The 13,764-nt window shown below is 71.9% G+C and carries 9 protein-coding genes and 1 pseudogene; 3 read left to right on the plus strand and 7 right to left on the minus strand.

Translation table 11 applies throughout. From position 1 onward, the window contains the following. The coding region (locus ACFV0Q_RS27135; protein ID WP_385008980.1) for an AraC family transcriptional regulator at nucleotides 1-648 on the plus strand (648 nt) is incomplete at its 5' end. An 85-nt stretch (nucleotides 649-733) separates the two neighbouring features. Here ACFV0Q_RS27135 and ACFV0Q_RS27140 read toward each other — a convergent pair. The 5 genes from ACFV0Q_RS27140 to ACFV0Q_RS27160 form a co-directional block, all read right to left on the minus strand. Beyond that, nucleotides 734-1,948: a S8 family serine peptidase gene (locus tag ACFV0Q_RS27140; protein WP_385008981.1), complete on the minus strand. Its 1,215-nt coding sequence runs from the start codon at nucleotides 1,946-1,948 to the stop codon at nucleotides 734-736. Nucleotides 1,949-2,234: 286 nt separating this feature from the next. Then, nucleotides 2,235-5,168: an NHLP bacteriocin export ABC transporter permease/ATPase subunit gene (locus ACFV0Q_RS27145; protein ID WP_385008982.1), complete on the minus strand. Its 2,934-nt coding sequence runs from the start codon at nucleotides 5,166-5,168 to the stop codon at nucleotides 2,235-2,237. 1 nt (nucleotide 5,169) lies between these two features. Further along, nucleotides 5,170-7,311, minus strand: coding sequence for an NHLP family bacteriocin export ABC transporter peptidase/permease/ATPase subunit (locus ACFV0Q_RS27150; RefSeq protein ID WP_385008983.1), 2,142 nt, complete (start codon nucleotides 7,309-7,311; stop codon nucleotides 5,170-5,172). Between the two features lie 125 nt (nucleotides 7,312-7,436). Next, a complete protein-coding gene (locus ACFV0Q_RS27155) occupies nucleotides 7,437-8,243 on the minus strand; it encodes a hypothetical protein (protein WP_385008984.1) in 807 nt (268 codons plus the stop codon). A gap of 99 nt (nucleotides 8,244-8,342) precedes the next feature. After that, nucleotides 8,343-8,573, minus strand: coding sequence for a hypothetical protein (locus ACFV0Q_RS27160; RefSeq protein WP_385008985.1), 231 nt, complete (start codon nucleotides 8,571-8,573; stop codon nucleotides 8,343-8,345). 531 nt (nucleotides 8,574-9,104) lie between these two features. On the opposite strand from ACFV0Q_RS27160, the gene ACFV0Q_RS27165 reads away from it, so the two are divergent. After that, nucleotides 9,105-11,105, plus strand: coding sequence for a hypothetical protein (locus ACFV0Q_RS27165; RefSeq protein ID WP_385008986.1), 2,001 nt, complete (start codon nucleotides 9,105-9,107; stop codon nucleotides 11,103-11,105). Nucleotides 11,106-11,109: 4 nt separating this feature from the next. Next, nucleotides 11,110-12,588 (plus strand): branched-chain amino acid ABC transporter substrate-binding protein, encoded by a 1,479-nt coding sequence (locus tag ACFV0Q_RS27170; RefSeq protein WP_385008987.1) that lies wholly within the window; start codon nucleotides 11,110-11,112, stop codon nucleotides 12,586-12,588. A 33-nt stretch (nucleotides 12,589-12,621) separates the two neighbouring features. Here ACFV0Q_RS27170 and ACFV0Q_RS27175 read toward each other — a convergent pair whose 3' ends face one another. Together ACFV0Q_RS27175 and ACFV0Q_RS27180 are read right to left on the minus strand one after the other, a co-directional pair. After that, on the minus strand, nucleotides 12,622-13,197 hold the full coding sequence (locus ACFV0Q_RS27175; RefSeq protein ID WP_385008988.1) for a TetR/AcrR family transcriptional regulator: 576 nt from the start codon (nucleotides 13,195-13,197) through the stop codon (nucleotides 12,622-12,624). A 58-nt stretch (nucleotides 13,198-13,255) separates the two neighbouring features. After that, a pseudogene (locus tag ACFV0Q_RS27180) lies at nucleotides 13,256-13,764 on the minus strand (short-chain dehydrogenase); the annotation flags it as partial.

Genomic DNA, 13,764 nt, shown 5'->3' on the forward strand with positions numbered 1-13,764 from the left:
GGGCGGGACGCCGTCACCATCGGCGGCCACATCGACCTCAACACCACCGGCAAGGACCTGCTGCTGAGTGCGCTCCCGCCCTTGATGCACGTCAGCGCCACCACGGCCGAGGCCCCCGCGGCCTGCTGGCTCATGGACCAGACGCTGCGCGAAATGCGGTCGGACGCCCCGGGGGCCGCCTTCGCCGCCGAACACCTCGCCCAGTTGCTCTTCTTACAGGTCCTGCGCGTCTTCCTGGCCGATGCGAAGCCCGACGCCCGCCCGACGGGCTGGCTGCGCGCCCTCGCCGACGAACGCGTCGCTCCCGTCCTGCGCCTCATGCACGGGGACCCGGCCCGCCCCTGGACCCTGACCGAACTCGCCCGCGCCGCCGCCATGTCCCGCACCAGCTTCGCCCAGCGCTTCAAGGAAGTGGCGGGCGTCCCGCCCCTGACCTACCTGTGCGCCTGGCGGATGCGCCTGGCCCGGCACGCCCTGCGCCGCGAGGACACCCCCGTGTCGGCCATCGCCTCCGCCCTGGGCTACCGCTCCGAGAGCGCCTTCAGCAACGCCTTCAAACGCACCACCGGCCTGGCCCCCCGCCGCTACCGGGAGGCTGCCCGAACTCGTCGAGGCGATGGCGGAGGCGGAGTGACCGGGCGGGGGTGACGCGCCCGGTCGGGACGGGCGTACGCCGGGGCCGGCGCATCCCCCTCAGGTGCGGCGGCCCCGGCGTGTCCTTGGGTGGGCAGGGCTACTGCGCGGACACCTTCAGGAGCTTGTTCGGGGTTCCGGCGCTCGGGTTGGTGATCTTCCCCGGGGTCGCCCCCGTGGTCAGGGCCTGGGCGACCTGCGCGGGCGAGGCGTCCTTGTGCCCGGCCAGGTAGAGCGCCGCCGCTCCCACCACGTGCGGGGTCGCCATCGAGGTGCCGGAGATCGTCTTCGTACCGCTGTCACTGTCGTTCCAGTCGGAGGTGATCTCCGAGCCCGGCGCGTAGAGGTCCACGACCGAACCGAAGTTGGAGAACGAGGACTGCGAGTCGTCGGACGCGCTGGAGGCCACCGTGATGGCCTCCGGGACCCGCGAGGGAGAGCCCTGCCCGGCGTCGGTGGACTCGTTGCCCGCCGCGACGGCGAAGGTGACGCCGGCGGCTATGGACCGGCGCACCGCCTCGTCGAGCGCCTCGTCGGCGCCGCCGCCGAGGCTCATGTTGGCCACCGAGGGACCGCTGTGGTGCTGCGTCACCCAGTCGATGCCCGCCACGACCTGCTCGGTGGTGCCGGACCCGTTGTTGTCGAGCACCCGGACGGCGACGATCTTGGCCTTCTTGGCCACCCCGTGGGAGGTGCCCGCGATGGTCCCGGCGACGTGCGTGCCGTGGCCGTTGCCGTCGTCGGCGGTCGCGTCGTTGTCCACGGCGTCGAAGCCGTGCGTGGCCCGGCCGCCGAAGTCCTTGTGGCTGATGCGCACGCCGGTGTCGATGACGTAGGCCGTGACGCCCTCGCCGCCCGCGTCGGGGTACGTGTACTTCTTGTCCCCGGCGGTCGCCGTCTGGTCGATGCGGTCCAGGCCCCACGACGGGGGGTTGTCCTGGGTGCTGTTGATGGAGAACTTCTTGTTCTGGACGACCTTGCCGACGGCCGGGTCCGCGGCGAGGCGCTTGGCGCCGGTCTCCGAAAGGCCGGACGCGGAGAAGCCGTTGACCGCGGACCCGTAGGTGCGCTTCAGCTCGCCGCCGTACTTCTGGACGAGTGCCTGCTTGTCCGCGTTCTTGTCGAGGATGACGATGTAGCTGCCGCTGAGCGCTCCGGGAGCGCCGAGCCCGTACACCGTTCCCTCGGCCGGGGTGTTCGCGCCGGCGAGGGGGGACAACAGCATGCAGACGCCGGTTGCAGTGGCGACTCCCGTGGCCACTGCAAGGATTCGGAAGCCGCGCGAACGGGTGCGAGTCTGCTTGTGAGTTGACATGGAGAGAGTGCTCCTCGTGTTGACGTGTGGGGCGTCAAGGCATGGTGCGTGAGCCCCCGGGAACCGGAAGATCTCCGGGGTACAGCTCGAAACCCTGACCGATTACCGGAGTTGATTCAAGGCCGCCCCACGCGTCACCGTTCTTCAACAAGGTTTCTTAAAGAGACCTCCGCGTCGGCCCCTCACAATGACCACACTCTTCGAATCACCCACACATACGCGTCACTTGCCGATGCATTCGCGAACACACGCCTGTAACAAAGCAGTTCCGGGTGCACACGGCGCGTCAGCTCAGCTGGCGGCGGACCAGGTCGTGGAAGAGGCCGGCCGTGTCGGCGATCAGTTCGGCGGGCGGGCCCTGCTGGACGATCCGGCCGTCGGACATGGCGATCACGCGGTCGGCGTCCATGATCGTGGAGAGGCGGTGGGCGATCACGACGCGCGTGGCGCGCAGGGCCCGGGTGGATTCGATGACCACGCGCTGGGCCTCGTTGTCCAGGGCGCTGGTGGCCTCGTCGAAGAACAGGACGCGCGGCTTGCGGATGAGGGCTTGGGCGATCATCAGCCGTTGGCGCTGGCCGCCCGAGACGGTGCCGCCGCCGTCGGACAGCATGGTGTGCATGCCCATCGGCATGGCCTTGATGTCCTGTGCCAGGCCCGCCATGGCGGCGGCTTCCCACGCCTCCTCGGGCGAGAACGTCCCGGCGCCGCAGATGCAGTCGAGGATCGAGCCGGTGAAGGGCTGGGCGTTCTGCAGGACGACGCCGCACTGGCGGCGCACGGCCGCCTGGTCGAGCGCCGCCAGGTCCTGGCCGTCGTACAGCACGCTGCCGGAGACGGGCTTGTCGAAGCCGATGAGCAGCCGCAGCAGCGTCGACTTGCCGCAGCCGCTGGCTCCGACGATCGCGACGAACTCGCCCGGCTCGATGCGGAAGGTGACGTCGTCCAGTACGAGCGGACCGTCGTCGGCGTAGCGGTAGGACAGGTCCTTGGCCTCGATGGCGCCGGTCAGCTCGCCCGGCCGGGTACTGGAGCGGCCCACCTCGGGGGTCTCCCGCAGCACCGGCTTGATCTGTTCGAACATCGGCAGCACGGCAGCGGCCGAGATGAGCGCACCGGTCAGCTGGGTGACCGAGGAGAGCAGCATCGTCAGGGCGGTGCTGAAGGTGAGGAACTCGGCGGCGGACATGGCACCGCGGGCCGGTCCGGCCAGCAGCATGAACATCACCAGCGTGCACAGCGGCAGGTAGACGGCGCCCAGGACCGTGATGACGTTCTGGATCCGTCCGATGCGCTGCTGCAGGTCGCGGGTACGGGCGAACTCCCGCGCCCAGGCGGCGTACGCGAAGCTCTCGGCCGCGGCGACGCGGAGCTTGGGCAGACCGCGCAAGGTCTGGAAGGCCTGGTTGTTGAGCTGGTGGCCGAGCTTGATCAGCCGGCGCTGGTAGCGCAGCTGCCACAGCCCCAGGCCCAGGAAGACCGCCGCGATGACGACCAGCATGGCGAGCGCCGCCATCGCCAGCGGCACGCTGTAGACGAGCAGCAGTACGAGGTTCATCGTGCCGACCGCGCCCGCCTGTACGCAGACCGGGCCGATGCCGGACAGCACGCGGCGGATGGCGCTGATGCCCATCGCCGCGCCGGCCAGTTCGCCGGTGGAGCGGCCGGCGAAGAACTTCGTCGGCAGCCGCAGCAGCCTGTCCCACACCGCCGGCTGCAAGGTGGCCTCGATGCGGCCCTCCATGCGCAGGAGTGAGGTGTTCTGCAGCAGCATGAAGACGGCCGAGACGATGCCGGTCGCGATCAGTGCCAGCCCGGCCTGCACGATGAGGCCGTTCTCGGCCTGCGGGACGTAGCGGCCGAGGACCTGGCCGGTGGCGATCGGCACCAGTGCGCCGAGGACCACCGCGACCAGCCCGCCCAGGAGCAGGCTGCGCAGCTCCGGGAAGGTGCCGCGCACGCTGAAGCGGAGCAGGGCCGGCAGGCTCACCCGCCCCTCGGGCAGGGGGCGGTAGAGCATGACGGCGCGCGGTTCGAAGGCGGCCTCGCCGGTCTTCCCGATGCGCTCGCGCGTGCCGGTGGCGGGGTCGACCGCCTCGTAGCCGCCGCGCCGCCACAGCAGGGCGACCGGCGTGCCGTCCTCCTCGCGGCGGCTCACCAGTGGACCGCTGTTCTCCCGCCACCAGCGGCCGCCGAGCCTGACCTCGCGGGTGCGGATCCGCGAGGCGAGCGCGATGCGTTCGACGGGATCCAGCTGCTCGGACGTGGCGGCGGCCTCGCCGCCCGGCTCCGACAGGGTGATGCGGGCCGCGTCGGCGACCAGGCGGCACACGGCGAAGGTCGCGTCGGCGCCGCCGCTCCGGTGGGGGTCCCGGCCGGAGCGGACGATGGACGCCAGCAGCGTACGGTCCGCCTGGGTGCGGGCCGTCCGGCCCGCCTCGATTCCGGCCGCCGTGCGGTCCTCGTGCGCGCGCTCGAGCTGTTCGATCCAGCCGTCCAGGGCGTACAGCAGCCGGTGCTGCTGGTCGACCATGCCCTGCCACATCCCCGCGTCGACGAGGAGGGTGCCGATCGCCTCCGCCTCGTACACGGCGCCGTACTGCACGCTGCCGGGCGTGATCTGCATCCAGAGGATGTCCTCGTCGGCTCCGCCGTGCCCGGTGGTGGCGCTGCCGTCGAGCGGCGCCTGGTAGAGCACGCGCAGGCCGCGGCCGATGCCGCGCGCGAAGGCGTCCTCGAGGGGGCTCGGTCGTCCTCCGGCGGGGGCTCCGTACCCGTACTGCCCTTGATCGGCGTACGCGTACCACGGTCCGGCGTGGAACCGGTCTGCCGGGAACGGGTCGCCGTACTCCGGGCGGTACAGCTCCCGCAGTTCGATGCGGCGCAGCCGGCACCCCTGCAGGGGGCGGCCGACCAGGGTGTGGTCGGGGCCCTCGGCGGGGCCCAGCAGCAGGGTGCCCGGTTCCAGCCGGCCCAGGAAGTGCCAGTGCCCGGCCTGCGCGGCGTCGACGGCGAACAGGTCCAGCGCGCCGTGTACGACGAGCCACAGGACGAGCGGGCCCTCCAGGGACAGGCTGCGCACGCCGGTGCAGTCGACGGGCGAGCCCAGTCCGCCCAGGGCCGCGACGACCGGGTCCGGGGCCCCGCCCGACCAGCCCGCGGTGGCGGAGGCGGAGGCGGAGGCGCCGGTGTCGGCCGTGGGGTGGTGCGCGTACGTCACCTCAGTGCTCCTTGACCAGTGCCGCGTACGGGCCCCGCACGGCGACCAGATGTTCGTGCCGTCCGCGTTCCACGACCGTGCCCCGGTCGAGGACGACGATCTCGTCGCTGTCGCGCACCGTGCTCAGCCGGTGGGCGATGACCACACAGGCGCAGCCGCGGCGGCGCAGGTTGTCGATGATGACCTGCTCGGTCACCGCGTCCAGGGCGCTGGTCACCTCGTCGAGGACCATGACGCTGGGGCGGCGCACCAGCGCCCGGGCGATCTCCAGGCGCTGGCGCTGGCCGCCGGAGAAGTTCCGGCCGTCCTGCTCGACGCGGCTGTGGATGCCGCCGGGGCGGCGGGCGACCACGTCGTGGACGGCGGCGTCCTGGAGGGCGGCGACGACGGCCTCGTCCGGGATGGAGGGGTCCCACAGCGCGACGTTGTCGCGGACGGTGCCTTCGAAGAGGAAGACGTCCTGGTCGACGAAGGAGACGGAGGCGGCCAGCGCACCGCGCGGAATGTCCTCCAGCCGCATCCCGTCGATCCGGATGGCCCCCTCCCAGGGGGTGTGGAGTCCGGAGATCAGCCGGGAGACGGTGGACTTGCCGCTGCCGGAGCCGCCGACGAGCGCGACCTGCTGCCCGGGGCCGACCGAGAGCGAGAAGTCCTTGAGCAGCGGGGCGTCCAGCGGGCTGTAGCCGAAGGTGACGTGGTCCAGCTCCACGTGGCCCTTGAGGCGGCGGGTGCCGGCGGCGGGCTCGCGCCGCGAGTAGACCGGGTCGACCGGGAAGTTCTCGACGTCCTTGAGGCGGGCCACGTCGGCCGCGAAGTCCTGGATCCGGCCGGCGACGCCGCCCAGCCGGGAGATCGGCGCGGTGAAGCTGGTCACCAGGGCCTGGAAGGCGACGAGCAGGCCCACGGTGAGGTGGCCCTCCACCGCCCTCAGGCCGCCGATCATCAGGATCAGGGCGCTGTTGAGCGCGGCCAGCGTGGGCGCGACGAGCGCGAGCCACGCGCTGGGCACGCCGAGCCGCTGCTGTACGTCGAGGGTGACGGCGTGCTGGCCGGCCCAGCGGCGGAAGAAGCCGTTCTCGCCGCCCGTGGCCTTCATCGTCTCGATGAGCTGGAGACCGCTGTACGAGGTGTTGGTCAGCCGGGCGCTCTCGGCGCGCAGCTTCTGGGTGCCGGTGGCCCGCAGGTGGATCACGATCCGCATGGCCACCACGTTGAGCAGCGCGATCAGTACGCCGACGAGGGTGAGCTGCGGATCGTACGTCCACAGCAGCAGCGCGTAGAGCACCACCACCACGGCGTCCACGCCCGCGGCGGCCAGGTCCCGGGCGAGGGTCTCGGCGACCGCGTCGTTGGACTGGAGGCGCTGGACCAGGTCGGCCGGGCTGCGCTGGGAGTAGAAGGTGACCGGCAGTCTGAGCAGGTGCCGGAAGAAGCGGGCGCTGCCCAGGGTCGAGGCGATGACGCGCCCGCGCAGCAGGTTGGCCTGCTGCAGCGCGGTGAGGGTCGCGGTGAGGACGAGGGCGACGGCCATCGCGGCGAACAGCACGCCCAGCAGGGACGTCTGCTCCCCGATGAGGAACATGTCGATGTACGTGCGGCTCAGGGCCGGCACCGACGCGCCGACGGCGACCAGCAGGAGACTGGAGATCACGGCGGCGGCCATGGTGCCCGAAGTGCCCCGCAGGCGGGCCGGCATGGCGCCCAGGACGCCCGGCTTGCGGCCACCGCGGCGGAAGCCGTCGCCGGGTTCGAAGGTGAGGACGACGCCGGTGAAGCTGGTGTCGAACTCGTCCATGGGGACGAACCGCCGGCCCTTGGCGGGGTCGTTGACGTACACGCCCCTGCGGCCGAGCCGGCGGCCCATGCCGTCGTAGACGACGTAGTGGTTGAACTCCCAGAACAGGACGGCGGGGGCGCTCACCTCGGCGAGCGCGGCCAGGTCCATCTGCATGCCCTTGGCCTTCAGCCCGTAACCGCGGGCGGCCTTGAGGAGGTTGCTGGCGCGGGAGCCGTCGCGGGAGACGCCGCAGCCGATGCGCAGTTCTTCGAGGGGGACGAAGCGGCCGTAGTGGCCGAGCACCATGGCCAGGGCGGCGGCGCCGCACTCCACCGCCTCCATCTGCAGCACGGTGGGGGTGCGCACGGGGCGGGGCGTCCTGCCCCTGGGGGCGGGCGCGGGCCTGCGGCGCGTGCCGCCCCTGGGCTCGGGGCGGTGGCGCCGGCGTCCGGCGGGAGGGAGCTGCGGCGGTGTCCCGGTCCGCGGCGCGGTCACGGCAGCAGCCAGTCGACGGGGCGCCGCGCGGCGAGGTGGACGGCGCCGGTGACCGGGGTCCGCGAGTCGACGGCGTACGGGGGCCCGTCCGCGGAGGACCACCGGTAGCCGGACTTGGCGGAGGAGGAGCGGTCGAGCTGTACGAGCACGGCGACCGGGTTGCCGTGGCGGGAGAACTGTTCGGCGAGCCCGCCGTCGCCGAGGAAACCGCCGATCTGCGCCTGTGTCTGGGGCGCGCGGCCGACCGCCTTGACGTGGCCGCGCAGCATGCCGAACTGCTGTTGCGGGACGGACTGGACGGTCAGGTCGACCGCGGCGCCCACGGGGATCGCCGGGCCGTTGCCGCCCGGCACGTACAGCATGGCCACCAGGGGGTCCTCCGGGTCCTTCACACGTTCCACGGTCGCCACGTCCGCGCCGGTGGCGACGACCGAACCCACCTTGGCGACCAGTGCCGTCAGCCGTCCGCCGGTCACCACGCGTACGGGGCGGTCCCCCTGTTCCGTACGGACGGTGAGCAGGGGCGCGCCGTCGGCCAGCAGTTGGCCCTCCTTGGCGAGGACTCCGGTCACCTGTCCCGCGACCGGGGTCTGCAGTACGTAACTGCCCTCGGCGCGGGTGAGGATGCCGGGGGCGCTCAGCTTGGAGGACACGGTGCCGGTGAACGCCCAGAAGCTCGCGGCGGCCAGGACGAGGACCGTGACGGCCAGGACGAGCCGGCCCTGCGGGCGCGCGAAGCGAACGGGCAGGTCGAGTTCTTCGGGCGATTGCAGCTTGGAAAGAGCCTTTTGGCGAAATTGCACGGACTATTCCTTCAACTGCATTCGAATCGGCCGGGCCTTTGGGCAGCCAGGAACCCCGGAGCCGTGGGGGATGCTCCGGGGTTCATGGCGATATCCCGATCAGAGACCGGCGCGACCGGTGTTCACCGAAACGCCGGTGATGCCCGTGACGAGGCCGGGGACGTGGGACACGATGCCCGTGGCGGCCTGGACGGTCTCGAGGGAGCCGACGATGTTGGTGACATCGCTGGTCACGGCGCCGACGAGGCCACCGGACAGGCTGATGAGGCCACCGGAGACGGCGTCCAGCTCGGTGTCGGCGATCTCACGGGTCTCGATGTCGTTACGCATGACGCGCACCTTTCATTGGGGGGAGGTATTCATTCCTGCGGCGGCCGGCCAGCCCGAAACGCGGCCGCCATTCACGACTGCCGCAATGCGCAGATGAAAGCACGCGAACGGGCCACCGGACCAATCCCGTTGACTCCCCATCACGGGCGGATGATCACCTCCGAGTACGGACGTGCAGCTTGATTCACCGAATGGTGACGGCTTCTTCACAGGATCGAGTAACAGATACGGGCGGCCCGTTGCTTACACAGAACCAATCGGGGCGAACACCGACCAAACGGATGGGACATATCGGCCATACCGCCGGGTGGAGGAGGTGGGCCGTCGCGATCAAGAACACGATGTGCAGGTTTCCGGAAGGCGCGCGGGGTGACCGGCCCATCACACCTGGTGCGCGTACGGGAAGGCCGGGGCCGGCTCCCGCACGGAGTGGACCGGAGCGAACCAAGGAGCGGAAACCCCTGTCTGACTCCGGCTCCGGATGGCAGTCTCTACTCCTCGGAGACGTCGTCCTGGGGGGGATCACGCGTGATGGAGCCGGGTACGGGCATGGGCCTGCGGGGCCGCAGCGGCATCCTCGCGCTGGTCGACGCCTGCGTGAAGGAGGACCCGGCGGCCGAGCGGCCCCTGACCATGCTGCTCGGTCCGGCGGGCAGCGGGGCCAGCGAGGCGCACAGCGCGCTCATGGAGCACTTCGGGCCCGACTACCCCTTCGCCTTCATCAACTTCGGCGGGGCCCAGTCCCTGCTGCCGCGCTACGCCCTCGGACTCCTGGCCCGCCAGCTCGAACGCAAACTGCCCCGCTACGGCCGCTCCCACTTCCCGCTGCTCAGCCTCGGCCTGCTCGCCTCCGACCAGGAGCTGCGCATGCGCAGCCTCGCCGAGGGCCGGCGCGCGGTGCAGCGCCAGCTGGACCGTTTCCAGGAGGAGAACGAGGCCCGGCACGGCGACTACCTGGCCGCCTTCTTCGAAGTGGGCATGGGCGCGGTCGGCATGCCCGAGGGCGCCTCCACCGCCGCGCTCGCCCTCTTCCAGGACGCCCTGCGGCGCGGCCGCCGCACCATGCCCGGCCTCTTCGGCGGCAGACTGGGCAACCGGCTCACCGCCGGGGCCCACTGGTACGGACGCCACCCCATGACCCGCAGCGCGGACCCCATGGAGGCTCTCGTCGAGCTGAACCTGTGGCGCCACGAGGGCGACGAGAACGAGCAGGAGCGCCTCGACCTCATCCTCTTCTCGGCCTTCCTGGAAGACCTCAGACGCAACACCGCACGCAATTTCATGCCCCGCTCGTACCTGCTGCTCCTCGACAACTCCCACACCGAGTACGGCCGGCGCTTCCTCGACCTGCTGCTGCGCTCCCGGCACGACGAGACGGTCGTGGCCGGCCACGCCAGCGACCCGCTGACCGTCGTCGCCAGCTCCAACCGCTGGCTGCCCCGCTGGGGTCCGGCCACCGGCGACTCCTGGCCCTGGCAGCTGCGCGGCCCCGACCGGGCCTCCCTCGCCGACTGGAACGCCCACCGGCCGACCCGCGACAGCGAGGACACCTGGTGGTACCCGTTGCGCCTGCGCGACCTCAACCTGGACGAGGTGCGGATCCGGATAGAGCTCCAGCTCGGCGGGAACAGCGTCCTGGCCCCGCTGGCCCGGCTGACCCCCTTCGTGCACCGGCTCACGGGAGGACTGCCGCGCGCCGTCCACCAGGTGCTCGACGTACTGCGCCAGGCCGGGCCGCCCCCGGACTCGGGCCCCGAGCAGGACCGCTGGCTGCGCACCCTGCCCGACCGGCCGTTGCGCACCGGGGAGGACAGCGCCACCCTCGCCGACACGGCCCTCGGCCACCTCCTGCGCGACTTCGACGGGACCCAGCGTGCCGCCCTCGCCGAATGCGCCGCCGCCCGGGACTTCTCCGTCGCCACGCGGCTGCTCAGCCCCGACGACTCCCTGTTCGGCGAGATCCGCTCCCGCTGGCTGCTGACGGGGCCCGTCGCCGTCGTCCCCGTACTCCACCCGTGGCTGCGCCGGCTGCTGCTCTGGCGGCTGGCCGCACGCCCCGACGGGTGGGACGCCGTGCACGAACTCCTCGCGGAGTACTACCGCGCCGAGGGCAAGCCGGTGCAGGAGATGTACCACCAGCTCGCCCGCGGGCGGACCGAGGAGGTCGCCGCCCACCTGACGCGGCGCTTCACCGCCGTGCCGGCCGCGCAGTGGATCGCCGAGTTCGACGCGATCACCGCCGCACCGAACCGCCTCCCCGCCGACGGCGGACCGCTGGAACTCCTCGCCGGGCTCGTCCCGCGCCGGCCCGGCCGCGTGATGGACACCGAGTCCGTGATCCACACCCTGGTGACCACCCGCTGGGTGTGGAGCGATCCACTCGCCGATCCGGCCATGCGGCTGGGCGACCTCATCGCCGACGGCTGCACCCAGCTGTCCCAACTGCGGAGGAACGACATCGTGGCCCTGTTCAACGAGGCTGAGCGGTACCGTCACTGGCGCGATCCCCAGACCGCGGGCTGGGAGGGCTGAGCGCGTGGCCAGACTCGAATGGCCGCTGCACGTCGTGCGCCGGGTCGCCCTCGCCACCGCGGCCGCCGTCGCCCTGGTCGCGGCGCTCTGGCTGGGTGTCGGCTGGCTGCAGGAACGCCAGGCCAGATGCGCCGACGGGGTCGTCGAACAGGGCCCGGACGACGAGTGCGTCGGAGTGAGCGACGGCTCCTACGTCTTCTCCCCGCACCTCGACGCCGTCAGCAGGAAGATCGAGGAGGAGAACCGCCGGATCCTCGCCAACGCGGACAAGGAACCGTACGTCAGCGTCGCCTACTTCACCTCCTTCACCACCACCGCCGAGGACAGCAACTCCGCCGAGGGCGTCCGCCACGAACTCCAGGGCGCCTACCTCGCCCAGTACCGGCACAACCAGGGCGACCTCTCCGCCACCCCCAAGATCCGGCTGCTGATCGCCAACCCGGGCAGCAAGTCCACGCAGTGGAAGCACACCGTCGACGAGCTGATCGCCCGCAAGGACTCCCCGGACCGGCTCGTGGCGGTGGCGGGCCTCGGCCCCAGCACGAACGAGAACCTCTCGGCCATAAAGCGCCTCTCCGAGCACGGCATCGCCATGGTCGGCGCCACCCTGACCGCCACGAACATCCAGGGCATCAACGGCTTCGTCCGGATCGCCCCCACGAACGAGGACGAGGCGTACGCGGCCGCCGGCTACCTCAAACGGCGTGGCGTCGCGACCGCCGTCGTCATCCAGGACGTGGCGGAGGGCAACCTCTACGCCTCCACCCTCGGCACCGCCTTCACCAAGGCCTTCCAGGACGGCGACAAGCACCGGCTCGTCGCCGAGCGCATGACCTACGACTCCTCCGTCAGCAGCGCCTGGCAGAACGAACTGCGCTACATGCCCGGCCAGCTGTGCCAGCAGCGTCCGCAGCTCGTGTACTTCGCGGGCCGCGGGCAACACCTCACCCACTTCATCGACGCGCTCGCCAACCGCAGTTGCACCGACCAGCAGTTCACCGTGTTCGCCGGGGACGACACGACCAACCTGAGCCAGGAGCAGCTCGCCCACGCCGCGGAGACGGGCATCGAGGTGCTCTACACCGGCCTCGCCCACCCCGACATGTACCGCTCGGCGCCGCAGACGGTGTCCGCGCCGTCCGCGAAGAACTTCCAGCCGGGCGGGCTGCTGGACCAGTGGTTCCCGCGCGACCCCCGTGAGGACGGCGGGGCCCTGATGGGTCACGACGCGGTCCTCGCCGCCGCCCACGGCATCCAGATGGCCGCCCGCTGGCAGGGGCAGGTCGTCGGCGACGCGGTGGCCAGGATGTTCCACCAGATGGACGGCACCCAGCAGGTGGCCGGGGCCAGCGGGTTCATCTCCTTCCAGAACAACGGAAATCCGCGCAACAAGGCCGTCCCGGTCCTGCGGCTCAACGGCAAGGGCCAGGTCGAGTTCGTCGAGGTCTCCGCGGCGGAGGGCAAGCCACCGCAGGAACAGTGACCACCGCCCTCCGTGGCTGGTGGCGGCAGTCGGCTACCGGCCCCGGACGTACACGCCTTCCAGGAGCGCGGTCAGGTACCGGCGGGCCGTTTCGGCGCGGGCGGCGGGGGCGCTGCCGTGGACGGTCGCCGCGTACGCGATGCCGCACATGAGCGGGACCAGGTCGTCGCGGGTCAGGTCGGGGCGTACGGCCCCCGCGTCGCGGGCCCGGTCGAGGAGCTGCCCGCCGACCGACGACAGGGTCCGCTTCAGCTCGGTGGTGCGCGGCAGGGCGTCGGTGGGTGCGGCGGCGACCGCGGACAGGGAGGCGTCGGTGACCTGCGCCTCGATGGTGCGGGTCAGGAAGCCGGTGAGGGCGCGCCGGGGGTCGTCGTCGGCCAGTGCCCGCTCGCCGTGGGCGGCGAGTTCCTCCAGGCACGGGATGGCCACGGTCTCCAGGAGCGCCTCGGGCGTCGGGAAGTGGCGGTAGACGGTGCCGACGCCCACGGGGACGCGCCGGGCGACGTCGTTGAGCTGCAGCGGCGTGCCCTCGTCCACGAGTTCGCGGGCCACGGCGACGATCCGCTCCCAGTTGCGGGCGGCGTCCTTGCGCAGGGGGGCGGTCGTCATGGGAGGAGTCTAACTGGATGACTCATCCGGATTGCCGTGGCCCGCGTACCGGGTCCCGTCAGCGGGCCGTCACGGGTGCGAGGCGCTCGCTCAGGCGGCGGACGGCTTCGGCGGTCCTGGGATCCGCCGCCGGACGGAAGGGCGCGACGGGCTGCGCCCGGGGGCCGATGACGACGCCGGTCCGGCCCGCCAGCGAGGCGTCGGTCGCGGCGAAGAGCGACGGCCTGGCCGCCACGGACGCCGGGCCCGAGGTGGAGCGTTCGAACGTGCGCCGGACCAGCGGCCAGAACAGCCGCAGAGCCGGCGAGACGATCCTCGGATCGTTCATGGTGCCGTTGGTCATGTCGGTCGCGGCGCCGCCGGGGTCCGCCGCGAAGACCGAGACGCCCGTGCCGTCGAGCCGGCCGGCCAGTTCCAGGGTGTAGGCGAGGCCGGCGAGCTTGGCGCGGCCGTACCAGTGGAAGCCGTAGTAGCCTCCGGGCGGCTCGACGGTGTCGAAGACCCGCTTGGCGACGCCGATCGCGCCCGAGGTGACGATAACGAACCGGAACCGCCATCCGCCCCCCA

Origin of the sequence: Streptomyces sp. NPDC059564, from assembly GCF_042735575.1 — a bacterium.
In the GTDB taxonomy this organism is placed as follows: Bacteria; Actinomycetota; Actinomycetes; order Streptomycetales; family Streptomycetaceae; genus Streptomyces.

Coding starts and splice junctions, on each gene's coding strand:
- ACFV0Q_RS27140 (WP_385008981.1), bottom strand. CDS start 1,948: ATGTCAACTCACAAGCAGACTCGCACCCGTTCGCGCGGCTTCCGAATC.
- ACFV0Q_RS27160 (WP_385008985.1), bottom strand. CDS start 8,573: ATGCGTAACGACATCGAGACCCGTGAGATCGCCGACACCGAGCTGGAC.
- ACFV0Q_RS27165 (WP_385008986.1), top strand. CDS start 9,105: ATGGAGCCGGGTACGGGCATGGGCCTGCGGGGCCGCAGCGGCATCCTC.
- ACFV0Q_RS27175 (WP_385008988.1), bottom strand. CDS start 13,197: ATGACGACCGCCCCCCTGCGCAAGGACGCCGCCCGCAACTGGGAGCGG.